This is a genomic window from Variovorax sp. MSC1_012 (assembly GCF_023667525.1).
In the GTDB taxonomy this organism is placed as follows: Bacteria; Pseudomonadota; Gammaproteobacteria; order Burkholderiales; family Burkholderiaceae_C; genus Variovorax; species Variovorax beijingensis_B.
In genome coordinates this window covers 1,127,926-1,150,160 of sequence record NZ_JAMOZJ020000002.1, presented here as the reverse complement: position 1 = coordinate 1,150,160, position 22,235 = coordinate 1,127,926, and the positions used below count along the sequence as shown (strand labels likewise).

25 protein-coding genes are annotated in these 22,235 nt (G+C 69.2%); 10 read left to right on the top strand and 15 right to left on the bottom strand.

The genetic code is table 11. The annotated features are described in order from the left end of the window. The first annotated feature begins 34 nt into the window (after positions 1-34). The 4 genes from norR to L1081_RS30870 all read left to right on the top strand — a co-directional run bounded on the left by norR (position 35) and on the right by L1081_RS30870 (position 3,954). Positions 35-1,615, top strand: a complete 1,581-nt coding sequence (gene norR, locus L1081_RS30885; RefSeq protein WP_489417291.1) for a nitric oxide reductase transcriptional regulator NorR — start codon at positions 35-37, stop codon at positions 1,613-1,615. Positions 1,616-1,726: 111 nt separating this feature from the next. Continuing rightward, a complete protein-coding gene (locus tag L1081_RS30880) occupies positions 1,727-2,602 on the top strand; it encodes an amidohydrolase family protein (RefSeq protein WP_489418014.1) in 876 nt (291 codons plus the stop codon). Further along, complete coding sequence (locus tag L1081_RS30875) at positions 2,599-3,591, top strand: tripartite tricarboxylate transporter substrate-binding protein (RefSeq protein ID WP_489417290.1); 993 nt, start codon at positions 2,599-2,601, stop codon at positions 3,589-3,591. Before L1081_RS30880 ends, L1081_RS30875 begins: the two co-directional genes overlap by 4 nt. A gap of 162 nt (positions 3,592-3,753) precedes the next feature. Further along, a complete protein-coding gene (locus L1081_RS30870) occupies positions 3,754-3,954 on the top strand; it encodes a hypothetical protein (RefSeq protein ID WP_489417289.1) in 201 nt (66 codons plus the stop codon). On the opposite strand, the gene L1081_RS30865 is transcribed toward L1081_RS30870, so the two are convergent. Genes L1081_RS30865 through L1081_RS30850 form a run of 4 tightly spaced genes read right to left on the bottom strand, consistent with a single transcriptional unit; the run spans position 3,951 to position 8,006 of the window. Next, positions 3,951-4,844 carry a LysR substrate-binding domain-containing protein gene (locus L1081_RS30865; RefSeq protein ID WP_489417288.1) on the bottom strand — a complete coding sequence of 298 codons (894 nt, stop codon included), beginning with the start codon at positions 4,842-4,844 and terminating at the stop codon, positions 3,951-3,953. The two genes, L1081_RS30870 and L1081_RS30865, sit on opposite strands and share 4 nt — an antisense overlap. Before the next feature lie 60 nt (positions 4,845-4,904). Beyond that, a complete protein-coding gene (locus L1081_RS30860; protein WP_489417287.1) occupies positions 4,905-5,249 on the bottom strand; it encodes a c-type cytochrome in 345 nt (114 codons plus the stop codon). Continuing rightward, on the bottom strand, positions 5,246-7,519 hold the full coding sequence (locus tag L1081_RS30855; protein WP_489417286.1) for a molybdopterin cofactor-binding domain-containing protein: 2,274 nt from the start codon (positions 7,517-7,519) through the stop codon (positions 5,246-5,248). Before L1081_RS30855 ends, L1081_RS30860 begins: the two co-directional genes overlap by 4 nt. A 13-nt stretch (positions 7,520-7,532) precedes the next feature. After that, a complete protein-coding gene (locus L1081_RS30850) occupies positions 7,533-8,006 on the bottom strand; it encodes a 2Fe-2S iron-sulfur cluster-binding protein (RefSeq protein ID WP_489417285.1) in 474 nt (157 codons plus the stop codon). Positions 8,007-8,220: 214 nt separating this feature from the next. Here L1081_RS30850 and L1081_RS30845 point away from each other — a divergent pair, with 214 nt between their 5' ends. From L1081_RS30845 to L1081_RS30825, 5 genes are all read left to right on the top strand, one after another. Then, complete coding sequence (locus L1081_RS30845) at positions 8,221-9,111, top strand: GSU2403 family nucleotidyltransferase fold protein (protein ID WP_489417284.1); 891 nt, start codon at positions 8,221-8,223, stop codon at positions 9,109-9,111. Between the two features lie 102 nt (positions 9,112-9,213). Then, positions 9,214-10,434 (top strand): helix-turn-helix domain-containing protein, encoded by a 1,221-nt coding sequence (locus L1081_RS30840; RefSeq protein ID WP_489417283.1) that lies wholly within the window; start codon positions 9,214-9,216, stop codon positions 10,432-10,434. A gap of 49 nt (positions 10,435-10,483) precedes the next feature. Beyond that, complete coding sequence (locus tag L1081_RS30835) at positions 10,484-11,170, top strand: Vgb family protein (RefSeq protein WP_489417282.1); 687 nt, start codon at positions 10,484-10,486, stop codon at positions 11,168-11,170. Positions 11,171-11,292: 122 nt separating this feature from the next. Continuing rightward, positions 11,293-12,090 carry a DUF899 family protein gene (locus L1081_RS30830; protein WP_489417281.1) on the top strand — a complete coding sequence of 266 codons (798 nt, stop codon included), beginning with the start codon at positions 11,293-11,295 and terminating at the stop codon, positions 12,088-12,090. Between the two features lie 31 nt (positions 12,091-12,121). After that, positions 12,122-12,685 (top strand): hypothetical protein, encoded by a 564-nt coding sequence (locus L1081_RS30825; RefSeq protein WP_489417280.1) that lies wholly within the window; start codon positions 12,122-12,124, stop codon positions 12,683-12,685. Positions 12,686-12,737: 52 nt separating this feature from the next. Here L1081_RS30825 and L1081_RS30820 read toward each other — a convergent pair whose 3' ends face one another. From L1081_RS30820 to L1081_RS30770, 11 genes are all read right to left on the bottom strand, one after another. Beyond that, on the bottom strand, positions 12,738-13,031 hold the full coding sequence (locus tag L1081_RS30820; protein WP_489417279.1) for an addiction module antidote protein: 294 nt from the start codon (positions 13,029-13,031) through the stop codon (positions 12,738-12,740). Next, on the bottom strand, positions 13,003-13,263 hold the full coding sequence (locus L1081_RS30815; RefSeq protein ID WP_489417278.1) for a type II toxin-antitoxin system RelE/ParE family toxin: 261 nt from the start codon (positions 13,261-13,263) through the stop codon (positions 13,003-13,005). Before L1081_RS30815 ends, L1081_RS30820 begins: the two co-directional genes overlap by 29 nt. Before the next feature lie 165 nt (positions 13,264-13,428). Then, positions 13,429-14,676: an MFS transporter gene (locus L1081_RS30810; protein WP_489417277.1), complete on the bottom strand. Its 1,248-nt coding sequence runs from the start codon at positions 14,674-14,676 to the stop codon at positions 13,429-13,431. Positions 14,677-14,802: 126 nt separating this feature from the next. Continuing rightward, positions 14,803-15,780, bottom strand: a complete 978-nt coding sequence (locus L1081_RS30805; RefSeq protein WP_489417276.1) for a tripartite tricarboxylate transporter substrate-binding protein — start codon at positions 15,778-15,780, stop codon at positions 14,803-14,805. A 45-nt stretch (positions 15,781-15,825) separates the two neighbouring features. Next, positions 15,826-16,851 carry a Rieske 2Fe-2S domain-containing protein gene (locus tag L1081_RS30800; RefSeq protein ID WP_489417275.1) on the bottom strand — a complete coding sequence of 342 codons (1,026 nt, stop codon included), beginning with the start codon at positions 16,849-16,851 and terminating at the stop codon, positions 15,826-15,828. Between the two features lie 87 nt (positions 16,852-16,938). After that, positions 16,939-17,745, bottom strand: coding sequence for a LuxR C-terminal-related transcriptional regulator (locus tag L1081_RS30795; protein WP_489417274.1), 807 nt, complete (start codon positions 17,743-17,745; stop codon positions 16,939-16,941). A gap of 73 nt (positions 17,746-17,818) precedes the next feature. Next, positions 17,819-18,304, bottom strand: a complete 486-nt coding sequence (locus L1081_RS30790; protein WP_489417273.1) for a DoxX family membrane protein — start codon at positions 18,302-18,304, stop codon at positions 17,819-17,821. Continuing rightward, positions 18,301-19,089 (bottom strand): HvfC/BufC family peptide modification chaperone, encoded by a 789-nt coding sequence (locus tag L1081_RS30785; RefSeq protein ID WP_489417272.1) that lies wholly within the window; start codon positions 19,087-19,089, stop codon positions 18,301-18,303. The genes L1081_RS30790 and L1081_RS30785 overlap by 4 nt, the downstream gene beginning before the upstream one ends. Further along, on the bottom strand, positions 19,086-19,928 hold the full coding sequence (gene bufB, locus L1081_RS30780) for an MNIO family bufferin maturase (protein ID WP_489417271.1): 843 nt from the start codon (positions 19,926-19,928) through the stop codon (positions 19,086-19,088). The genes L1081_RS30785 and bufB overlap by 4 nt, the downstream gene beginning before the upstream one ends. 22 nt (positions 19,929-19,950) lie before the next feature. Beyond that, positions 19,951-20,238, bottom strand: coding sequence for a BufA1 family periplasmic bufferin-type metallophore (gene bufA1, locus L1081_RS30775; RefSeq protein ID WP_489417270.1), 288 nt, complete (start codon positions 20,236-20,238; stop codon positions 19,951-19,953). A 151-nt stretch (positions 20,239-20,389) separates the two neighbouring features. Next, a complete protein-coding gene (locus tag L1081_RS30770) occupies positions 20,390-21,496 on the bottom strand; it encodes a PQQ-dependent sugar dehydrogenase (RefSeq protein WP_489417269.1) in 1,107 nt (368 codons plus the stop codon). Positions 21,497-21,797: 301 nt separating this feature from the next. Here L1081_RS30770 and L1081_RS30765 point away from each other — a divergent pair, with 301 nt between their 5' ends. Further along, positions 21,798-22,157 (top strand): hypothetical protein, encoded by a 360-nt coding sequence (locus tag L1081_RS30765; protein WP_489417268.1) that lies wholly within the window; start codon positions 21,798-21,800, stop codon positions 22,155-22,157. Positions 22,158-22,235: the final 78 nt, after the last annotated feature.

Sequence of the window (22,235 nt, the reverse complement as noted above, 5' to 3'; positions counted from 1 at the left end):
TGGTCAAATTCGCAACAGGATTCATGTTGTATTTATGACCACCACCAGTGTCAGTCCCGCCACAACCGAAGGGGCCGCGGCCGCCGAGGCGCAGCGCTACCGCGCGCTTCTCGCTGCCGCGCGCGGCCTCGTTCGATGCGATGCCGCCGCGCTGCTGCGGCTCGACGGCGACGTCCTGCGGCCACTGGCCGTGGACGGCCTGAGCGACGAAACCATGGGGCGGCAATTCCCCGTGGCCTCGCACCCGCGCTTTGCCCGCCTGCTCGAGAGCGAACGGGGCCTGCGCTTTGCGCACGACTGCGGCCTGCCCGATCCGTACGACGGCCTCGTCGCTGGTCAGCCGGGCATCCTGCCCGTGCACGACTGCATGGGTGCGCCGCTGCGCCTGCGCGGCGCCACCTGGGGCCTCTTGACGCTGGACGCGCTCGATGCCGGCGCCTTCGAGACCGTGGGCCCGGCGCAGCTCGACGCGCTGGTGGCGCTGGTGGAAACCGGCATCGAATCGGCCCACACCATCCAGGAAATGGAAGCGCGCGCGATGCGCGAGCAGGCCGTGGCACAGGCCCTGCGGTCGGGGCGCGGCGCCACGCGCGAGCTGCTCGGCAGCAGCCCGGCAATGAAGCAGCTGTGCAGCGAGATCGACACGGTCGCGGTGTCCGACCTCACGGTGCTGGTGCTCGGCGAGACCGGCGTGGGCAAGGACCTGGTGGCGCAGCGCCTGCATGCGCGCTCGCGCCGCAGCGACCAACCGCTGGTGCAGGTGAACTGCGCGGCGCTGCCGGAGTCGCTGGCCGACAGCGAGCTCTTCGGCCACAAGCGCGGCGCCTTCACCGGCGCGGTGCAGGACCGCAACGGCAAGTTCGAGATCGCCGATGGCGGCACGCTCTTTCTCGACGAGGTCGGCGAGCTGCCGCTGACGGTGCAGGCCAAGCTGCTGCGCGTGCTGCAGAGCGGCGAGCTGCAGCGGCCCGGCAGCGACCGCACGCTGAAGGTCGACGTGCGCGTGATCGCGGCCACCAACCGCGACCTGCCCGCGGCGATTGCGCAGGGGCGCTTCCGTGCCGACCTCTACCACCGGCTCTCGGTCTATCCGCTGGTCGTGCCGCCGCTGCGCGAGCGTGGGCGCGACGTGGTGGCGCTTGCGGGCGGCTTTCTCGAGGAGAACCAGCATCGCCTGGGCGCGCGCAACCTGCGGCTGTCGCCGGCCGCCAAGGCCGCCCTGCTTGCGCATGGCTGGCCCGGCAACGTGCGCGAACTGGAGCATGTGATCAGCCGCGCGTCGCTGCGCGCCTTCAGGGAGCAGCGACGCGGCGCGCGCTGGACGGCGATCGAGCCGCATCACCTGGCGCTGGAGGCCGCGGCGGCCGGCGCTCCTGCAATGCCGTCGACGCCACCTGCACCGGAGCCAGCCGGCCCGCAGGCGGGCTTTGCCGGCGCCACCGGCGGCACGCTGCGCGAAGCCACCGAGGCATTCCAGCGGGCCTGGCTCGCCGATGCACTGGCGCGGCATCGCGGGCACGTGGCCAATGCGGCGCGCGAGGCCGGCATCGACCGCAGCAACTTCCACCGGACGCTGCGCAAGCTCGGCGTGCCGCGGCCTGGCAGCACGCCCTGAACGGGCCGGCCGCGGCATAAGCGGTGCTTATGAATAACGAACGCGCGCGCGGATTCCGCAGCAACGCCTCCCTGCCGATACTTCCGCCTCACTTCATCCAGGAGGCGCGATCTGTTTTCTTCCCATCCTCTGCCGCAGCGATCGGCGGCCCGCGACGGTCCGCAAGCCCTGCGCGCGGTCGACAGCCATGCGCACGTCTTCCTCGGCAGCCTGCCGCTCGCTCCCGAGCGTCGGCACGCGCCGGACTACGACGCCACACCCGGCGAGTACCTCGGCCTCCTCGATGCGCACGATGTGTCGCACGGCGTGCTGGTGCAGCCCAGCTTCCTCGGCACCGACAACAGCTACATGCTCGGCGTGCTGCGCGCCCACCCGGAGCGCCTGCGCGGCGTGGCGGTGGTCGAGCCCGGAACGCCGCTCGATGAACTGCGAGTGCTCGCGGATTCCGGCATCCGCGGCCTGCGGCTCAACCTCGTGGGGCTGCCGATGCCGGATCTTTCCCGGCCCGTGTGGCAAACGCTGCTGCAGCATGTGCGGGCGCTGGACTGGCACGTCGAGTTGCACCGGCCATCACAGGACCTGGCCGCGGCGGGCCAGCCCGTGCTCGATGCCGGCTGCAAGCTGGTCGTCGACCACTTCGGACGCCCGGGCGAGAACACCGCGGCCGACAGCGGCTTCGGCTGGCTCGTGCGCGCTGCCGCCGGTGGCCGCACCTGGGTCAAGCTGTCGGCCGCCTACCGCAACTGGCGCGATCCGCTCGGGGCCGAGGCGCGCCGCGCTGCGGCGTCGCTGCTCGACGCCTGCGGGCCGCAGCGCCTGCTGTGGGGCAGCGACTGGCCCCACACCCAGCACCGTGAACACACGGGCTACGCACACACGCGCACCGCGCTGAACCACTGGATTCCGGAGGCCGACGCACGGCGCTGCATCCTGGTCGACACGCCGGCCGCGCTTTTCGGTTTTTCCAAGGAGACGACAACCTCATGAATGCAACAACAACCAACAAGCTGCGCGCGTGGCTTCCCGCTGCCTGCATCGGCACCGCGCTGTGCCTTTCGGCCCTGGGCGCCGCCGCGCAGGCATGGCCCGCCAAGCCCGTGAAGATGGTCGTGACCTATCCGCCGGGTGGCACCGTCGACGCGGTTGCGCGGGTGATCGCGCCGAAGCTCTCGGCCCGGCTCGGGCAGCCGGTGGTGATCGACAACCGCGCGGGCGCGGGCGGCGCGATCGGCGGCGACCTGGTCGCCAAGAGCGCAGCCGACGGCTACACGGTCATGCTCGACGCCTCCAACCACTCGCAGAACCCGGCGCTGCGCAGCAAGATGCCGTTCGACACGCTGCGCGACCTTGCGCCGGTCTCGCTGCTGGTGCGGGTGCCCAACGTGCTGGTGGCCAATCCCGCCGCGCCCATCGCGGGCGTGAAAGACCTCGTCGCGCAGGCGAAGGCCAGGCCCGAGCAGATCAACTACGCCTCCTCGGGAAACGGCTCGGCGCAGCACCTGGCCGCAGAACTCTTCGGCGCGATGGCCGGCGTGCGCATGACCCACGTGGCCTACAAGGGCGGCGGCCCCGCGCTCACCGACGTGATGGCGGGCCAGGTGCCGGTGTTCTTCGCAAGCCTGGCCTCCAGCCTGCCCTACATCCAGGGCGGCAAGCTGCGTGCGCTGGCGGTGACCGGCAAGGCGCGCTCGCCGGTGCTGCCGCAGGTGCCGACGGTGGCCGAAGCAGGGCTCGCGGGCTATGAGGTCTACGAATGGAATGGCGTGTTCGTTCCGGCCGGAACGCCTGCGCCCGTGGTCGACCGGCTGTCCAGGGAATTGGCCGCCGTGCTGCGCGAACCCGGTGTGCGCACGCGCCTCGAAGGCATGGGCGCCGAGGTCATCGGCTCCACCCCGGCCGAACTGGACGCCTTCCGCCGCGCCGAGATTGCCAAATGGACCCAGGTCGCGAAGACCAACCGGATCGCGCTCGACTGAACTTCAGCCGCTCCCTACTTTGTGGGAGTGTTAACCGTTACCAATCTCCACACAATCAGGCGAAATTTCGACAAATAATTACTTGACGCAACGAAGCTGCCAGAAGCCGAGAAGTTCTAGCGACAGACAAGCTCGGTACTGCGAACCCATTTGGAGCTTGTCTTGGAAAACCTGTTTTCAAGTTGCCCGTGCGGCTTCGGCCACCTGAAGCGCCTGCAGCGGCGCCTGTGGATGCGTCTGTTCCCTTCGCGGCGGCTCTATCGCTGCGCTCAGTGCGACCGCCTGCAGCTCGCTCCCCGCAGGGTGGTTGAACAGGCCATCGTCACGCGGCTGGCCGAGGAAGCCGCGCTTCGACAGCCTTAGCTGCAAGGCTGCGCATCGAGCATGGCCGCAAAGGCATCCGCGAATGCGGGGCGCGATTTCGCAAGCCACATCGCGGAGAGCTCGAAAGGCGGCAGCGCGGCGCCGTCGCGCACCTCGGCATAGCGCACGCCCTCGTGGCGCAGCGCGCGAACCGAGCTCGGCAGCAGCGACCACCCGAGGCCCGCCGCCACGCATGACAGCACCGTGAGCGTGCGGTTGGCATCCTGCACGATCCGCAGCTCGTGTCCGGCGGCGCGAAACGCCGCCAGCATCTGGGTGCGCAGCGCCGACATCTGCAGGCTCGGAAACCACACCAGCCCGTGCGCGGCGATCTCCGCCAGCGACACGCAGCCGTCGGCGCCGGGCTCATGGGCCGCGGGAATGGCTGCCACCAGCCGTTCCTCGCCGAGCCGCTTCTCGTGCACGCGCGCGTTGACGGCCACGGGAGGATGCAGCAGCGCGATGTCGATGCGGCCGCCTTCGAGCGCCTCGACCTGCTCGGCATTGCTCATTTCGCGCAAGGAGATATCCAGCTGCGGATACGCCGCGCGCAGGCGTTGCAGCGCGCGCGGCAGCACCTCGTAGACGGCGTGCGTGACAAAGCCGATGGTGAGCCGGCCCGCGCGTCCCGCACCCATGGCGCGGATGCGCTCGGTGGCCGTGTCGCCGTAGGCGAGGCTGGCCCGCAGGTCATCGACGACCGCGAGCCCGGCCTCGGTGAGCGTGGCTCCGCGGCGCGTGCGCGTGAAGAGCCGGGTGCCGAGCTCGTTTTCCAGCCGGTTCAGCGTCTGCGTCAGCGCGGGCTGCGCGAGGCCGAGGTTCTCGGCCGCACGCGTGAGGCTGCCGGCCTCGGCGATGGCCACGATACAACGCATCTGCCGGGTTTCCATGCGGCATTCTAGGGAGCGGCCCTGCGCCGCCTTGGGCATCCGCGGCTCAGGGAATGCCGGTCACGGCGCGCCGTCGATCAGCCACTGCGCGAGCGACTGCAAGTCGGCATCGGGGACCCGGCCTTGCGGCGGCATGGGCATGGCGCCCCACTTGCCCGAACTGCCGGCCTTGATGCTCGCGGCCAGCTGCGCCGCGCTGGTCTTTCCGTCGCCGTAGCGTGCGCCGATCTCCTTCCACGACGGCCCCACCACCTTGGCCGCGGGCTGGTGGCATGCGACGCAGGCGTACTTCTGCGCCAGTGCCTGGCTGGCCGCCGCGCGGTCCGGCCAGGCCGCGCCTGCGCAAAGCCCCAAGGCCAGGGCGAGAGAGGCGGCGAGGCCTTGCTTGCGATCGTTGCGGGTCATGCCGGTTTTGCGTCCGCGAGGTTGAAAGGCAGCTGCCGCAGCGGCTTGCCGGTCAGTTGCGCGATGGCGTTCGCGAAGGCCGGCGCCAGCGGCGGCAGGCCCGGCTCGCCGATGCCCTTGGGCGGCTCCGCGCTCGGCACGATGTGCACGGCGAACTCGGGCATGTCGGTGATGCGCGGCACGGTGAAGTCGCCGAAGTTGCTCTGCTGCACTTCGCCGTCCTTCAGCGTGATGGCGCCACCCGGCAGGCACATCGACAGGCCCATGACCGCTGCGCCCTGCACCTGGGCTTCCACGCTGCGTGGGTTGACGGCCAGGTTGCAGTGCACGCCGGCGGTGGCCCGGTGCAGCACCGGCTGGCCGTCCTTCACCGAAGCCTCCACCACGTAGGCCACCACGGACTCGAAGGACTCGTGCACGGCCACGCCCCAGGCACGGCCGGCGGGCAGCTGCTTCTTGCCATAGCCGCTCCGGTCGACGGCGAGCTGCAGCGCGGCGCGGTGGCGCGGATGCTTGTCGCCGAAGAGCTGCATGCGGTAGGCCACCGGGTCCTGCTTGGTGCTGCGCGCGATCTCGTCGAGCAGCGTCTCCATCACGAAGGCGGTGTGGGTGGAACCCACGCTGCGCCACCACAGCACCGGCACGTTGACCTTGGGGTGGTGCACGGTCAGGCGCATCGGCAGCGGGTACGGATCGCGCATGCCCTCGACGGCCGTGGCGTCGATGCCGTTCTTCACCATCAAGTCGCCGAACACCGTGCCGGTGGTGATCGACTGGCCCACGATGACGTGGTCCCAGGCCAGCACCTTGCCGCGCTCGTCGAAGCCGATGCGCGCGCGGTGCAGGTGCATGGGACGGTAGTAGCCGCCCTTGATGTCGTCCTCGCGGCTCCACAGCAGGCGCACCGGCGCATCCAGGCCCGCGGCGCGTGCGGCCTTGGCGACCTCGCAGGCCTCGACCACCACGTCGCTCGAGCCCACGAAGCGCCGGCCGAAGCCGCCGCCGGCCATCTGCACGTTCACGCGCACCTGCTCGGGCTTGAGGCCGAGCGTGCGCGCCGCCGCGGCGCCGTCGAGCCCGGCGCTCTGCGTGCCGACCCACAGCTCGGCGCGGTCGCCGGACAGCTTGACGGTGCAGTTCAGCGGCTCCATCGGCGCATGGGCGAGGTAGGGGAACACGAACTCCGCGTCCAGCTGGCGCGGCGCTTTGGCCAGCGGCGCCATGTCGGCGTCGAACTTGCGTGCGCCGGGTTGTTTGGCCAGTTCACGGTACTGGACCAGTTGCTTGTCGCTGTCGACCTTCTCGGCAGCGCCCGTGTCCCACTGCAGCTTGAGCGCGTCGCGGCCCAGCTTGGCAGGCCAGTAGCCGTCGGCCACCACGGCCACGCCTTCGGCGCCGCGGTCCAGCGGCACGCGCAGCACGGCCTTCACGCCCTTGACGGCGCGCGCGGCGCTGTCGTCCACCGATGCAAGCCGCGCACCGAACACCGGCGGATGCGCCACCACGGCGGTGAGCTGGCCCGCGTGCCTGACGTCGATGCCGAAGTCCTGCCGGCCGCTGCTCTTGGCGCGCGCGTCCAGGCGCGTGGTCGGGCGGCCGATGATCCGGAAGTCCTTCGGGTCCTTCAGCGTGACTTTCTCGGGCACCGGCAGCGCCATGGCGGCCTCGGCCAGTTCGCCGTAGCCCAGCTTGCGGCCGTTCGGGCCCAGCACGGTGCCGGCCTGCGTGCGCAGCGTGGCCACGTCGACGTTCCAGCGCGCCGCGGCGGCCGACAGCAGCATGGCCCGGGCGCGCGCGCCGAGCTCGCGGTACTGCGTGTAGCTGTTCTTGATCGAGTTGGAGCCGCCGGTGAGGTGCATGCCGAAGAGCGGGTCGTGGTAGGCGGGGTCGTTGGTGCCGCTCTTGCTGCGCACCAGGTTCCAGTCGGCATCGAGCTCCTCGGCCAGGATCATCGGCAGGCCGGTCTGTACCCCCTGGCCGAATTCGAGGCGGTTCTGGGTCACGGTGACTTCGCCGTTGGGGGCGATCTGCACGAAGGCGGAGGGCTGCTGCGTCGGCTTGAGCGCGCTGGCCGCGGCGCCCTTGCCAGTGGCCTGCGCCATGGCCATGTGGGGAAAGGCGCCGAGCGCGAGGCCGCCCACGCCGGCCAGCTTGAGGAAGCTGCGGCGCGGCAGCGCGGCGGTGTCCTCGGGTTGTTGCTGGCTTGCTTCGGCCATCAGGCGCTGAAGGATGCGCGGCAGTTCGGTGGAATCGATATGGGTGGGCAACATGGCGGGTGCTCCTTCAGGCCAGGGTCTTGGCGGCATCGGCCACCGCGGCGCGGATGCGGGCGTAGGTGCCGCAGCGGCAGATGTTGCCGGCCATGGCGGCATCGATCTCGGCCGCCGTGGGCTGCTTGCCCTTCGGCTGCGACTTGAGGAACGCCGTGGCGCTCATGATCTGGCCGCTCTGGCAGTAGCCGCACTGCGCCACGTCATGCTTGACCCACGCGGTGTGCACCGCGGCACCCACCGGGTCGCTGCCATCGGTGGCGGCTTCGATGGTGACGATCTTCTTGCCCTCGGCGGCCGAGATGGGCGTGATGCACGAGCGGATGGCCTGGCCGTCCAGGTGCACGGTGCAGGCGCCGCACAGCGCCGCGCCGCAGCCGAACTTGGTGCCGGTCATGCCCAGCGTGTCGCGCAGGGCCCAGAGGATGGGGGTGCCGGGGTCGGCGTCGACCGTACGGTCGCGGCCGTTGATGTTGAGCGAGCTCATGGTGGGATCCGTTCTTCGTGGGTGGGGTCGCGCCCGAGGGGCGCTGGCGGCGACTGTAAGAAGAAGAATCCAAAAGAAATAGTGGCTAATACTGCATACCTTGTGAAGCCAGGCTTCATGAAACACGTTTGTGGGGCGGGGTTGGCCAGCCTGAAGTCGCCCAGCACCACTCCTGTTTGCTTTGAGGCACGAGGCCGCGCAGTTCCGAGGCGGAATGATCTGGCGCGAGATCTCGGGTCATCGGTATCTGATCCGTACTTCCGTCAAGGGCGCCCACAAATCATTGGGGCCCGAAAGCGACGCGACCGCCAGGACTTTTCAGACCTTCACCCAACGCAAGGCCGCTCTTGCCGATCGGCTGGCGTCCATCGAAAGAACATTCGAAGAGCAGCGTCGTCTGAATCGCGCGCTGCGCGTCGGCCGTGTCCCCCCAGTCGTTGTCGACGTACTGAACGCCCTGGACAAAGCGGGGGTATCCGAGCATTTCACCGTGGTCGGCACACACGCCCTGTACGCCTATGAAAGTGCGTGTGGCGTGAGATTCGTGCCTGAGGCAATGGCGACTCGCGACATCGACCTTCTGTTTGGTACGCGCAAGCATCTGGCCTTTTTTTCCCGCATGAAGGAATCGGAGGTGTCGCTGCTCGGTCTTCTTCGCAAGGCCGACAAGTCTTTCGAGCGCCTCGAGGATCAAAAGGAGACCGTGCGCAACGCGACCGGATTCGAGGTCGATGTCATTCGCCGTGTCGCCAAGGATGGTGACCCGCATCCACTGCGCATGAGCGATGACGAAGACGACATCTGGGCGGTGCAGGTCTCCACGGGCGAGCGGATCCTGGATTCCCCGCGATTCAGCCAGATGGTGGTCTCCACGACCGGTGAGATGGCGCTCATGAACACGATGCATCCCTTGGATTTCGTGGACGTCAAGCGGGCTTTGGCGAAATATCCGAACCGCGATCCCCTCAAGCGTTCGAAAGACGTGTTGCAGGCTGAGCTTGTAGCAATGCTGGTCCGGGACTGCATGCCCCGGTACGCGCGTCTCGGACCGTCGGAGAGCGTGGATGTGCCAGAGGAACCGGGAGGCGCCGATCTCCCCCGCTAGCAACAGCCGGTGTCCGTTGAACCTGTCCCTTGGTTCAGGGGGAGCATGGGCGGTTTCCAGTGAAGAACTGGATCGGCGTTGGTACCGGTGTAGCCTCGCGCCATGGATTCCCTGATTGCCGCCTCCGCCCGCGCCCTGGCCGCCGGCGATGCGCTTGGCGCGCTCAAGCGGGTCGCGCTGCGCGAGGACCCGCCGGCGCTGGCCCTGCGCGGCATCGCGATGGCGCAGCTCGGCGAGCATCCGCGCGCCCGCGAACTGCTGCGGCGCGCCGCGCGCGGCTTCGGTGCCCATGAGGAACTGGCGCGCGCGCGCTGCGTGGTGGCCGAGGCCGAGGTGGCCATGGCCATGCGCGAACTCGGCGGCTCGCCGCGCACGCTGGCCGCGGCGGCCGCCACGCTCGAAGCGCACGCCGATCGTGCCAATGCGCTGCAGGCGCGGCTCATCGCGGCGCGCCAACTGCTGCTGCTCGGCCGGCTCGAGGCGGCCCGGGCCGCGCTGGCGCCGCTCGATGCGCGCGACCTGCCCCCGGCGCTCGCGGCGGTGGCCGAGCTGACCGCCATGGAGCTGGCACTGCGCTCGCTGCACGTCGGCCCGGCGCGCGAGGCGCTGGCCCGTGCGCAGGCGGCGGCCGACCGCGCTCGCGTGCCGGCGCTCTCGGCCGAGGTGGCGGAGGCACGGGCCGCGCTCGACCGTCCTGCGGCGCGGCGGCTCTTTGCCGGCGGGCAGGAGGCGCTGCGGCTCGACGAGGTCGCAGCACTGCGGGCCTCGAACGCGCTGGTGGTCGACGCCTGCCGCCGCGGCGTGGGCGCCGGCGGCGCATGGCGGCCGCTGGCGCGCCGGCCGGTGCTGTTCGCGCTGGCGCGTGCGCTCGCCGAGGCCTGGCCCGGTGACGTCGACCGCGAAGCGTTGATCGCCTACGCATTCAACACCCGCCATCCCGACGAGACGCTGCGCGCGCGCCTGCGGGTCGAGATCGGCCGCCTGCGCGCGCTGGTCGTGGCCGAGGCGGGCATCGAGGCCACGGCGCGCGGCTTTGCGCTCAGGCCGCGCGATGCACGCGAGGTGGTCGTGCTCGCGCCGCCGATCGACGGCGAACAGGCCTCGCTGGTGGCGTTGCTGTCCGACGGCGCGGCGTGGTCGACCTCGGCGCTGGCACTGGCACTGGACGCGAGCCAGCGCACGGTGCAGCGCGCGCTGGCCGAGCTCGAGGCCGAGGGGCGGGTGCGCGCCATCGGCCGCGCGCGGGCGCAGCGCTGGCTCGCGCCGCCGCTTTCGGGATTCACGACGATCTTGTTACTCCCCGCCGCGCTGCCGATTGAATAGAGTTGTCTCCAAGGCGCCGATCCCGGAGCCGCCACACAAGGAGCCAGCGATGAACAGCAGCACTGCAGCGAGCAAGAAAGACAAGGCGGAGACCGCGCCGCGCACGGCCGAGATCGTGCGCGAGTACGGCCCCTTCGCCGGCGCCGCCAGCGTGGCCGGCGTGACCCACGACGGCGAGCGCGTCTGGGCGGCCACCGGCGCGCAACTGGTGGCCTTCGATCCGGCAAGCGGCGAGACCACGCGCACCCTCGACTGCGCCTGCGATGCCGGCACCGCCTTCGACGGCACCTACCTCTATCAAATTGCCGAGGCACGCATCGACAAGATCGATCCGGCCAACGGCAAGGTGCTGGCGTCGATTCCCTCGCCCGGGCACGGCAGCGACTCGGGCCTGACCTGGGCCGAGGGCAGCCTCTGGGTGGGGCAGTACCGCGACCGCAAGATCCTCCAGATCGACCCGGTCAGCGGCGCGGTGCTGCGCACCATCGAGTCCAACCGCTTCGTCACCGGCGTGACCTGGGTCGACGGTGATCTGTGGCACGCCACCTGGGAAGGCGACGAGAGCGAACTGCGCCGCGTCGACCCCGACAGCGGCGCCGTGCTCGAGCGGCTGGAGATGCCGCGCGGCGCCAACGTGAGCGGGCTCGAGTCCGACGGCGCCGACCTCTTCTATTGCGGTGGCGGCGGCAGCGGCAAGGTCCGCGCCGTGCGGCGCCCGCGAGCCGCCAGGGCCTGAGCGGCCCACCGCGACAACCCCTTTTCGGCTTGCCTGCCGAAGACGAGCGCGCCGGCCACCAGGCGGGTGGAGCCGCGCATGGACGAAACCCACATCGGCTCACCGAGCCCAAGGAGAAACGCATGAACACCGCCATTGCCGAAAAGAGCACCGTGACAAACCACCCTGTCGTGTCGAAGGACCGGTGGCTGGCCCAGCGCAAGGCGCTGCTGGCGCGCGAAAAGGAACTCACGCATCTGCGCGACCAGGTCGCCCGCGAGCGCCGCGCGCTGCCGTGGACCCGGGTCGAGAAGAGCTACGTCTTCGACACGCCCGACGGCCCGCGCGCGCTGGCCGACCTGTTCGAAGGCCGCCGCCAATTGCTGGTGCAGCACTTCATGCTCGGCCCCGACTGGGAGCAGGGCTGCCCGAGCTGCTCGTACATGTCCGACCATCTCGGCGGGATGAAGGTGCACCTCGAGAACCGTGACGTCGCGCTGCTGGTCGTCTCGCGCGCGCCGCTGGACCAGATCGAGCGCTTCCGCCGGCGCATGGGCTGGCAGTTCAGGTGGGTGTCGGCGCACGGCAGCGACTTCAACTACGACTTCAACGTGAGCTTCACGCCGCAGCAGTGGGCCGAGGGCAAGGGCGAGGTCTACTACAACTACAACGTGCGGCCCTTCCCGGCGCAGGAAGCCCCCGGCATCAGCGTGTTCTACAAGGACGATGCGGGCGAGGTGTTTCACACCTACTCGACCTACGAGCGCGGCGTCGAAGCAATGATGGGCACCTACAGCCTGCTCGATCTCACGCCCAAGGGCCGCGACGAGCCCAACCCGGTCCATGCGATGGACTGGGTGCGCCACCACGACCGCTACGAAGCGGCGCCGGCCGCGAAGCCGGCGGCCGCGGCGGGTTCATGCTGCCACGCGTCCGACTGACCGGTCAACGCGCTGAACCGGCAGACCCATCATGGCAAGCCTTTGGCCGTGGCTCGCGGTCGCGGGGGTGGGCGCCCTTCACGGGCTGAACCCCGCCAGCGGCTGGATGTGGGCGGCGGCCTGGGGCGTGCGTTCGCGCGATCGGAGGCAGGCCCTGCGGGCCCTGGCGCCGATCGCACTCGGGCACGCCGCCTCGGTGGCACTGGTGGCCGGTGCGGTGGCCTTCGGCCTCTCGCTGGACCGCGTGGTGCTGCAGGTGCTGGCGGGCGTGCTGGTGCTCGTCTTCGCGGGGCTTCACCTGTCGGGCCGCACGCCCAAGGCCGCACGTGCGCCAGCGGGGCATGCGGGGATGGCGTTCTGGTCCTTCATGGTGTCCACCGCGCACGGCGCCGGCCTGATGCTGGTGCCGGCGCTGGTCCCGCTGTGCATGGGCGATGGGGCGGCGCCGGCGTTCAGTGCGTCGGACTCGCTGCTGCTGGCGCTCGCGGCCGTCGGCGTTCATACCGCGGCCATGCTCGTGGTCACGGGCGCGATCGCGGTCGGTGCCTGCCGCGGCTTCGATGCCGGTGCCTGCTGGCTTCGTCGCTTGATGTGATCGTATTCACCGTGCGGATTGCACGGGCCAATGCAAAGTGAATCGACCGCTGTCAGGAATGCGCCGGCTCAATCTTCAGCTTGAAGCCTAGTGCGTTGATGACTTTGAACAGGGTATCGCTGCTGGGTGCCCTTTCTCCCGAGAGGCTCTTGTAGAGGCTTTCGCGGGAGAGACCCGTGTCCTTGGCGAGCTGGGCCATGCCTCGGGCGCGCGCAATGGCACCCAGCGCCCCGGCAAATTCGGCGGGGTCGTTGTCATCCACCACCTGGCGCAGGTACTCCACCATGTCTTCCTCGCTGGCGAGGTAGTTGGCGATATCAAATGGACGGGTCTTGATCTTGCTCATTTCGCAACTCCAGAGCCAACTTCTTGGCTCGTTCAATGTCGCGCTGCTGGGTCGACTTGTCTCCGCCGCCCAGCATGACGATGATGGCCCCATTCTGCTCAATGAAATACATGCGCCAGCCGGGGCCAAAGAACTCGCGCATCTCGGAAACACCGTCACCGACAGGCTCTACGTCGCCGAGATTCCCTCGGCGTGCTTTATCGAGCCGACAGGCCAGCCGGATGCGCGTCATGCCATCCTTCAGTCCCTCGAGCCAAGCGGAGAACTCATCGGTTTCACAATGACCGTGAACATGAAAGAATTGTAGCCTACAGGATACAGTCAAGCAAGCGCTGGCGAGTGCCGCTTCCCGGCGGGCGGCGAAACCGGTGCCGCCGATCGCCGCCTGCCAAAAGAGTCAGCCCACCGGCTGCAGCCGAGGCTGCTTGTCCGTGGCGCTGGTCCGAGGGAACGTGAGCGCGATGGCCACGGCGCCCAGCCCCACGGCCATCGAGCCGATGTACATCCAGGCATAGCTGCCGTAGCGGTCGAACAGCCAGCCGCCCAGCACCGGGCCGAGCGCCATGCCCAGGCTGGACAGCATCGATGCCGCGCCCAGCACCGTGCCCAGGATGCGGGCGCCGAAATAGTCCCGCGCCAGCACCGCATAGAGCGGCATCACGCCGCCATAGGCAAGGCCGAAGACGATGGCGACGGCATAGAAGCCGCCGAGCTGGTTCACCAGCAGGTAGCTCGCGGCGGCAAAGGCCTGGATCAGCAGTCCCGCGACGAGCACCCGCTTGGCGCCCAGCCGGTCCGCCAGCACGCCGAAGAGCAGGCGCCCGCCCAGCCCGGCAGCGCCTTCCATGCTGTAGATGGTGACGGCCGCGAAGGTCGGCAGGCCGCAGCCGATGGCATAGCTGACCGTGTGGAAGATCGGCCCCGAGTGCGCGGCGCAACAGGCAAAGAACGTGATCCCGAGCACGAGGAAGGCGCGCGAGCGCAGCGCCTGCCCGACCTTCATCTCCGGCGCCGGGGCTGCGCCTCCTCCCGCAGCGGCCGCATGGGCGGCACCCGGGGCCGCGCGAATGAGCCAGACCGCGGGCAGCAGCAAGATCCATGCGCCGATGCCGATGATCAGCTGGGCCGTGCGCCAGTCGTAGTGCGTCACCAGCCACGCGGCCAGCGGCGAGATGGTCATGGGCGCCACGCCCATGCCCGCCGACACCAGCGACACGGCCAGGCTGCGGTGCCTGTCGAACCAGGAGGCGGTGGTGGCGATCACCGGCGCGAAGAAGCTGCCGGCGGCAATGCCCATCATCACGCCGTAGCAGAGCTGGAACTCGAGCAAGGTCGACGCGCGGCTGGCCAGCACCGTCGACAGCCCCAGCAGCACCGTGCCCGCCAGCACCACCACGCGCGGGCCGTAGCGGTCGCTCAAGGCGCCCCAGCCGAACCCGGCCACGCCCATGCTCAGGAAGGCCAGCGTCATGGCGCTGGAAATGCCCGCGCGCGACCAGCCGGTGGCCGCGCTCATGGGTTCCAGGAAAACGGCCAGCGAAAACAGCACGCCGATAGCCACGCAGGTCATCAGCGCGCCGGCGGCCACGATGGACCAGTTGGAGTCGAGTGCGTCGGCCGGACGCGCGGAGGCAGGGATGTTCATCGTCTTGTTCCCGGAGAAGGTTGAAAATAGTGAACCAATTGGTTGACTATAACGACATTTCTCTTTTTGCATAGAGGCCAGCCATGCGCCGGGGCAGTGCGGCCGGACACGGCGGCACTGCCCCGGCTACTGCGCCTCGATGCCGAACTCCCGCATGCGCCGGGTGATCACGTCGAAGTCGCGCCGGTAGTTCGCCGCGAACTGCTCGGGCGTGGTGTTGAGCATCTCCAGCCCGCGCTCCGCCATCCGCGCCTGCACCTCGGGCATGGCGGCGGCGTTGCGCAGCGCCACCGTCAGCCGCTCGACCACTGCGGGCGGCGTCCTGGCGGGCGCGACGAAGGCGATCCATACCGCCGCCTCGAACAGCGGATCGTCGAAGCCCAGTTCGCGCATCGTGGGCACCTGCGGCAGCACCGCCGAGCGCTCGCGCCCCATGATCGCCAGCGCAACGACCTTGCCCGCCTGCACATGCTGGCGTGCGAGGCCCGCCGACGTGAGGCCGACGCTCACGGTGTTGCTCAGCAGGTCGGCCATCACCGGCGCCTCTCCGCGCTGCGGCACGTGCACCATGTGCGCATCGAGCCTGCGGTTGAGCGCTTCGCCCGCCAGGTGGCCGAGTCCGCCCGGTCCCCAGGTGCCGTAGCTGAGCTTCTGGCCCGGCCGGGCTGCGAGCTTGCGGAAACCCTCCATGTCCTTCACGCCGAGCTCGAGGTTGGCCGACAGGATGGCCGGGCTGCGCACGACCTGCGTCAGGAAGACGAAGTCGCGCTGCGGGTCGTAGGGCAGCGTCTTGTAGAGCGCGACGTTGTTGATGAGCGAATCGCCGAGCGTGACCGCGATCGTGTAGCCATCGGGCGCGGCCCGCGCCACCTCGCCCAGGCCCACCGCGCCGTTCGCGCCGGCACGGTTGTCGACCACGAAGGGCTGGCCCAGCGTCTTCGCGGCATGCTCGCCGATCAGGCGCGCGACGAAGTCGTTGGCACCGCCGGCCTGGGCCGTCACGACGATGCGGATCGGCTTGCCCGGGAAGCTTCCTTGCGCGAGCCCCGTGAGCGGCAGTGCGGCGAGCATGGCGAAGCCGAAGGTGAGGAAGTGGCGGCGCATCGGGGTCTCCTGGGTGTTGTGTTTGGGGCCGCTTGCCGCGGCGCGTCAGGCGCCGAGCGGCGCGCGCCGCTCGCGTTCGACCTCTTCCTGCACCAGCCGCCGGTACTGGACCAGTGCGGCGTCCATCGCGAGCGGCAGCATCCGCGCTTCGGGATCGATGTTCAGGTACTGCGCGGTGATCATTTCGCGGTCTTCTTCGAACGCGGTGACCAGGCCCCGGTAGATGGTTTCGGTGACCGCGGGGTCCGCAATGCTGCTTCGGTGCGATTGCTGGAAGAAGTAGTGCGTGGTCGTTGCCGTCTCGGGCGTGAGCGCCTGGCAGCTGTGCAGCTGCACGCCGCCGCGCTGCTCGCCTTCGGCCTGCCCCACGGGCGCCCCGCCCGACTTCATCAGCAAGGTGCCGGGCAGGAGGAAGTCGTAGATGAAGTAGCGGTCGACATTGCGGTCGAAGCTCTGGAACGACTTCCAGAAGGGAGACGGGGGCACGTCGGGCACGTGCCGCGTCACGCGGATGCCGCGCGGCACCTTCTCGATCCTGGGCACGGCCTGGGCGATGGCCGTCGATCCGCCGAGCGTGCCCTCGTGCACATAGCTCAGGTGCGAAAAGTCCAGCAGGTTGTCGCAGACCAGCAGGTAGGGCGTGTCGTAGTGGACATAGCCCGGCGTGTAGCGCCAGTCGGGATGGTCGCACGAGAAGTTGTCCGGCAGCAGCGCGCGGTCCGCGAGCGACGGATCACCCATCCATACGAAAATCCACTTGTTGTGCGAGACCACCGGATAGGTCCGTACACGCGCCTTCACGGGAATGCTGGCCAGACCGGGTGCTTCCACGCAGACGCCGTCGGCCGCGAACTTGAGGCCGTGATAGCCGCAGCGTACGCAGTCGCCTTCCTTGCGGCCGCGGGACAGCGGCGCATGCCGGTGGCAGCAGCGGTCCTGCATCGCAACGAGTTCGCCGCCTTCGGTTCTATAGACCAGGATCGGCTCGTCGAGCACCGTGCGCGTGAACAGCGCGTTCGCGGAGATCTCGTGATCCCACGCAATGACGTACCAGCAGTTTCGAACCCACATGCCTGTCTCCAAGAGTCCAGGCAATGTAGGAATTCGCGCGGCTTTCGTCTGTCCCCGCAGAAGGGTACAAAAAGCTCCGGGCCAACCCTAGTGGATGAAGCGCAGGAGCTGTTGCCGCCCGTGGATCGCGAGCTTCAGGTAGGCGCGCTTGCGCAGCGTGGCCACGCTCGACGCGGCAACGCCGAGGTCGGCCGCGATGCCGTCGGCGCCGATCCCGCAGGCGATGCGCGCGCAGACCTCGCGCTCGCGCGGCGACAGTTGCGGCGCCGTGCGCTGCAGCGTGCGTTCGATGCCCGCCACCCGCAGCGGCGTATCGGGCGACGCGAGCTGCGCGAACAGCGCATTGCGGTGCGCGCGCTTCAGCAGGGGCGCAAGGCCGAGCAGTTGCGCGACATCCGCTTGCGCGAACCTGCCGTTCTGCCGGTTGCGGTACAGGTTGATCGCAAAGATCGTCCGCGGCACGGGCGAATAGAGAAAGCTCAGCCGCCCCGTCAATTGCCGCCCGGTGAAGATCTGCTCGCGCCATGCGGGGTCGGGAATGTCCGCCGCGTCGTACAGCAAGGCGGTGACGGGTGCATGGGCCAGCGCCTCCCCGCCCATGCGCGTGGCCAGGCGGGTCATGTCGTCGGCCAGCCGGAACCGCTTCTTGTAGAGGGAGAAGCACTCGGCCGTGATGTTGTCGCGCCGGCCGGCCGAATGCCCTTCGACCTGCGACGGAACACCGTCGATGTACTCGACGAGCGAGATGTATTCGACCGGCACCACGTGGTTGATGAAGTCGAGCATGTGGAGCGCGGGCGCCTGCTCGCTGCCCGCATCGAGCAGGTGCGCGACGGCACCGGCGTCCAACAGCTGGCCCGCAGGTGGCGTGTCGAGAAACCAGGTGGACGGCATGGCGGCCCAATATAGGCAAGCCGCGCCCGATTCAACAGGGTGGAAGCCCTCGGGGGGCCGAGCGCTCGGCCTGTCAGCGAATGCCCAGTGCGTGGTCGAGCGACAGGCGCCCGGCGCCGCGGCCCGCCAGGTACAGCAGCAGCGCGGCCCACGAGAGGTGCGTCGGCCATGCATCCGGGTAGACGAAGACCTGGATCACCAGCGTCATGCCCAGCAAGGCCAGTGCCGACAGACGCGTGAAGAGGCCCAGCACCAGCAGCAACGGGAACAGGTGCTCCGAGTAGGCCGCCAGGTGCGCGGCGATCTCGGGCGGCACGAACGGCAATTTGTATTCGGTGCGGAACAGCTCGTAGGCGCTGTCGGTCAGCGTGAGAAAGCCCTCGACCTTGGTGCGGCCCGAATAGAAAAAGATGGCCGCCACGGCCACGCGCGTGGCCAGTGCCAGCGCGTCGTGGGCCACGAGGCGCGTGAGGCGTTCGGCCGCTGCGTTCCAGTGCGCACGAAGACCGCGATGGTTGTTGCCTTCGATCGGTGCGGAAGCCTGAGAGGTGGTGCTCATGGTGTTCTTTCGTTGGATGCAGGCGAAGCCGAAGCGCCGGCGAATGCACCGGCGCGCAGCAGCGCCGCGAACATGGCCGAGATGTCTGCCTGCGGGTCGGTCGCCAGCGCGCGCTCCGCCGCCTCGGCAAGGCTTGCGCCGCTGGCGCAGGCGTCGAGGAAGGCGCAGCCGGCCCGGGTGATCCCGTGCCAGTTCACCGTGTCGCCCGGCCGCGTCAGCAACGCGCCCTCGCCTCGCCAGGCCAGCTCGTCGCCAACCGCGCTCGGCCGGCGATGGCGTTCCCAGATGCTGTAGACCGGTTGCTCGTCGAACCAGGCCCAGCGGGCGGCCGGATGCGGCGCGAGGGCCAGGGCCGCCATCTGCTCCGGCGTGCGGCGGGCGATCCACGCGGCGTCGGCGGCCGGTGCGTCTTGTGCGGCATGCGCTTCGCGCCAGAGCGCGTCGAGCTGCGCCACGCCGGGCAGGTAGACGAGCTCGGCGGCCGGCTCGAAGCCGCGCAGGAAATCGGGGAAGCCGCCGCCGTAGTGCAGCAGGCGCCCGTCGCTCGGCGGGTCGGCCGCCACGTAGAGTGCGGCGGCGGCGCGAAACCACGCCTCGCCCACCAGCTGCGCAACGGTCGGGAAGTTGGCCTGCAGCGCATCGATGCAGGCCTTCATCACGGTGTTGCGGTACACCGCGAAAGCGGGCTGCATGGCGAGCGCCCGCACTGCGGGGTGCGCGGCTTCCGAAGGAGCGAACAGGGCCTGCGCAAAGGCCTGCTGGAACTGATCGGGCGGCGCGTTCATGCCATGGCCTCCTGCGCCGCGCGCTGCAGCACGGCCGCGGCCTGTGCCTGCTCGGCCATGAGTTCCTCGAAGGCCGGCACATTGCCGTCGCGCTCGATCAGCGTGGGCCGGGAGCCGGCGCGATCGACGAAGCGCCGGTACAGCTGCCAGACCTCCGGTGCGATGGGCGCATCGTGCGAATCGATCAGCAACGCATCGCCGAGCGTGGGGTCCGCGCTGTGGCCCGCGAGATGGATCTCGCCGACCAGCGCCTGCGGAAACCGGTCGATCCAGTCCTCGGCCGAGAAGCCCAGGTTGCATGCGGACACGTACACGTTGTTGATGTCGAGCAGCAGCCTGCAGCCGCTGCGGCGCGACAACTCGGCAAGAAAATCGATCTCGTCCCATTCATGCCCGTCGATGCGCAGGTAGTGGGACGGGTTCTCGATGGCAATCGCAGTGCCCAGCGCGTCCTGCGTGCGCGCGATGTTGTCGGCGATGCGGTGCAGCGCGGCGGTGCTGCGCGGAAAAGGCAGCAGGTCCGGAAAATACTGGCCGTTCCATGTGGACCAGGCCAGGTGCTCGGAGATCAGCGCAGGCTGGATGCGCCGGGCGAGCGCCGCCAGCCGCTGAAGATGCGCCGCATCCAGCTCTGCCTCCCCTGCGAGCGAGAGCGAGACGCCATGCAGCGACACCGGATGGTGCGCGCGGATCGCTTCGAGCCATCCGATGCGCGGCCCGCCCGCCACCATGTAGTTCTCGGGGTGCACCTCGAACCACAGGCCCTCGGCACGCCCGCCGAGCGCAGCCTCGTAGTGCTCCGGCTTGAGGCCGAGGCCGGCCGCGAGGATGTCGGGCATGGCAGCGTGCACAGTGCCGCGGTCAGGACTTGATCGGCGTCAGCGAACCCATGCCCTTGGGCGTCTTGATGGTGGCGCAGGTGCCGGCCGGAACGTTCTTCCAGGCGTTGCCCTGGTAGTCGACCTTGGAGGTGCCCGCGCAGGTGGTGCCAGGGCCGGCGGCACAGTCGTTCTTGCCGGCCAGCGAGACGCCGTAGCACTTTTCCATGGCGGCCATCTTGTCTGCCATCGGTTTGTCCTGCGCCATGGCAGAGCCCGCGGCAAGGGCACCCAGTGCAAGAGCGGTGATCGCGAAAGAACGGTTGATCATGGATGAACTCCAAAAGATTGATTGAGAAATTGCAACCGCGCCCAATGCGCAGTCACTTGCTAGTTCGCGGCGTGCGTGGCCGGGGTTACAGGGCCATGCCCGATTCGGCAGATTTTTTTGCCGAGCGAACGAGGGTCGAGAACGCCGCCAGCTACAGCATCGAATCCGCCCGCGCCACGCGCACGATGCGCGCCTTGGCACCGTCCGTGAGCAGATAGAGGCCGCCATCGGGCCCTTGCCTCAAGTCGCGGATGCGTTCTCCCAGTTCGGCGAACAGGGCTTCGCGCCGAACCACGCGCGGCGCGCTGTCCTCGCCCGCGAGTTCGAAGCGCCATACAGCCTTGCCGGCCAGTGCACCGACGAAGACGTTTCCTTTCCATGCAGGAAACTGGTCGCCGGTGTAGAGGATGAGATTGCTCGGTGCGATCTTTGGCGCTTTCCAGAAGGCCAGCGGCGCTTCCATGCCTCGCCTCGATGTTCCCTCGCCAATCTTGGCGCAGGTGTCGTACTCGCAGCCGAAGCTCACCACCGGCCAGCCATAGTTCAGGCCCCTGCGCACGATGTTGATCTCGTCGCCGCCCTGCGGTCCGTGTTCGGCAACCCAGAGCTGCCCGGTCCGGGGATGAACGAATGCGCCCTGCGGATTGCGATGCCCGCGGCTCCATATTTCCGGACGCGCGCCGTGGCCTGCGGCGAAGGGGTTGTCGTCGGGCACGGTGCCATCGGTGCGGATGCGCACGGTCTTGCCCTGGTAATAGGCGAGCGCCTGGGCGCGCATGCGGTCCTGCGGCGCGTGGCGGTCGCCGATGGTGACGAAGAGATGGCCGTCGGCGGAAACAGCGAGCCGCCCGCCGAGGTTCTGCCCGTTCACCGCGCCCGGCGTCTGGCGAAACAGCACCTTGAGTTCATCGATGCGCGATCCGTCGTCGCTCAGGCGGGCGCGTGCCACCGTCAGGCCGTTGCGGTCGACATGCAGTCCGCGGCCGGCTTTCGTGTAGCTCAGATACACGAGGCGGTTCGAGGCAAACGCCGGATCGATGGCGACATCGAGCAGGCCCCCGTGATCGCGATGGTCCACGCGCGGAACGCCCTGGATGGACGAGATCTCGCGCCCATCGGCGCTGATCATGCGCAGCCTGCCCCGCCGCTCGGTGACGAGCAGGCTGCCGTCGGGCATGAACTCCATGCCCCAGGGCGACTCGAGCCCGTCGGCGAAGGTGCTGGCCTGCGGCGCATCCGGCGCGGAGTTTGCGGGCATGGCCGGCGCACCGGCATGCCAGAGCCAGATCGTCGCGAGAAGCGCGGCGCCAGGGCCATGTCGCCGCCAGGACAGCGCAGCAGGCCTCGAATTTGAACGACGAATGGCTGGTGGCGCTGTGTTCATGTCGGTGGCTGCTGCAGGGTTGCGGCGACATTGCCGCTCGAAAATCTTATCGGCGAGCGGGCAAGCCCGACAGTCCGTCCTTTCTATTACCCCGGCGATCGAAGGCCTCGGAACATTCTGTTGCCGGCGATACACTGGTGCCCTCATGAGCGGCTATCGCTTCCCCCGACGTTGCATGACCGCGTTTCTCGTGGTCCTCTCGCTGCTGTTCTCGCAGCTGGCGCTGGCAAGCTACGTCTGCCCCGGGGCAGCGGACGCGGAGGCGTCGGCCGGGATGGCAATGGCGCCGGGCGAGCCTTGCGAGGGCATGGACAGCGCCCAGCCCGTGCTGTGCCACCAGCATGCCGTCGACATGTCGTTGTCGTTCGAACCGGTGAAGGCCGCCACGCCTTCGCTGCCTGCCATCGTGCAGGTGCTGGCCGTGCCGCTGGTGCTGGCAGCGCTTGCCGAGCCGCTCCCGCGCCAGGCGCTGCCCGAGCGGCAGCATCCACCGCCTGATCCCGTTTTTCTTGCGACCCTCAGACTTCGCGTCTGACCCCTCCGTCGACTGACCAGTGCTGGTGCGGCGCGTCCGCTTGCCAGCGATTGCCTCGTTCGTCCGCGGAGTTGCCAT

Coding starts and splice junctions, on each gene's coding strand:
- L1081_RS30860 (WP_489417287.1), bottom strand. CDS start 5,249: ATGACCCGCAACGATCGCAAGCAAGGCCTCGCCGCCTCTCTCGCCCTG.
- L1081_RS30790 (WP_489417273.1), bottom strand. CDS start 18,304: ATGAGCACCACCTCTCAGGCTTCCGCACCGATCGAAGGCAACAACCAT.
- bufA1 (WP_489417270.1), bottom strand. CDS start 20,238: ATGATCAACCGTTCTTTCGCGATCACCGCTCTTGCACTGGGTGCCCTT.
- L1081_RS30875 (WP_489417290.1), top strand. CDS start 2,599: ATGAATGCAACAACAACCAACAAGCTGCGCGCGTGGCTTCCCGCTGCC.
- norR (WP_489417291.1), top strand. CDS start 35: ATGACCACCACCAGTGTCAGTCCCGCCACAACCGAAGGGGCCGCGGCC.
- bufB (WP_489417271.1), bottom strand. CDS start 19,928: ATGCCCGACATCCTCGCGGCCGGCCTCGGCCTCAAGCCGGAGCACTAC.
- L1081_RS30785 (WP_489417272.1), bottom strand. CDS start 19,089: ATGAACGCGCCGCCCGATCAGTTCCAGCAGGCCTTTGCGCAGGCCCTG.
- L1081_RS30850 (WP_489417285.1), bottom strand. CDS start 8,006: ATGAGCTCGCTCAACATCAACGGCCGCGACCGTACGGTCGACGCCGAC.
- L1081_RS30840 (WP_489417283.1), top strand. CDS start 9,214: ATGGATTCCCTGATTGCCGCCTCCGCCCGCGCCCTGGCCGCCGGCGAT.
- L1081_RS30855 (WP_489417286.1), bottom strand. CDS start 7,519: ATGTTGCCCACCCATATCGATTCCACCGAACTGCCGCGCATCCTTCAG.
- L1081_RS30770 (WP_489417269.1), bottom strand. CDS start 21,496: ATGCCCGCAAACTCCGCGCCGGATGCGCCGCAGGCCAGCACCTTCGCC.
- L1081_RS30835 (WP_489417282.1), top strand. CDS start 10,484: ATGAACAGCAGCACTGCAGCGAGCAAGAAAGACAAGGCGGAGACCGCG.
- L1081_RS30810 (WP_489417277.1), bottom strand. CDS start 14,676: ATGAACATCCCTGCCTCCGCGCGTCCGGCCGACGCACTCGACTCCAAC.
- L1081_RS30865 (WP_489417288.1), bottom strand. CDS start 4,844: ATGGAAACCCGGCAGATGCGTTGTATCGTGGCCATCGCCGAGGCCGGC.
- L1081_RS30800 (WP_489417275.1), bottom strand. CDS start 16,851: ATGTGGGTTCGAAACTGCTGGTACGTCATTGCGTGGGATCACGAGATC.
- L1081_RS30815 (WP_489417278.1), bottom strand. CDS start 13,263: ATGACGCGCATCCGGCTGGCCTGTCGGCTCGATAAAGCACGCCGAGGG.
- L1081_RS30830 (WP_489417281.1), top strand. CDS start 11,293: ATGAACACCGCCATTGCCGAAAAGAGCACCGTGACAAACCACCCTGTC.
- L1081_RS30820 (WP_489417279.1), bottom strand. CDS start 13,031: ATGAGCAAGATCAAGACCCGTCCATTTGATATCGCCAACTACCTCGCC.
- L1081_RS30845 (WP_489417284.1), top strand. CDS start 8,221: ATGATCTGGCGCGAGATCTCGGGTCATCGGTATCTGATCCGTACTTCC.
- L1081_RS30825 (WP_489417280.1), top strand. CDS start 12,122: ATGGCAAGCCTTTGGCCGTGGCTCGCGGTCGCGGGGGTGGGCGCCCTT.
- L1081_RS30795 (WP_489417274.1), bottom strand. CDS start 17,745: ATGCCGTCCACCTGGTTTCTCGACACGCCACCTGCGGGCCAGCTGTTG.
- L1081_RS30765 (WP_489417268.1), top strand. CDS start 21,798: ATGACCGCGTTTCTCGTGGTCCTCTCGCTGCTGTTCTCGCAGCTGGCG.
- L1081_RS30805 (WP_489417276.1), bottom strand. CDS start 15,780: ATGCGCCGCCACTTCCTCACCTTCGGCTTCGCCATGCTCGCCGCACTG.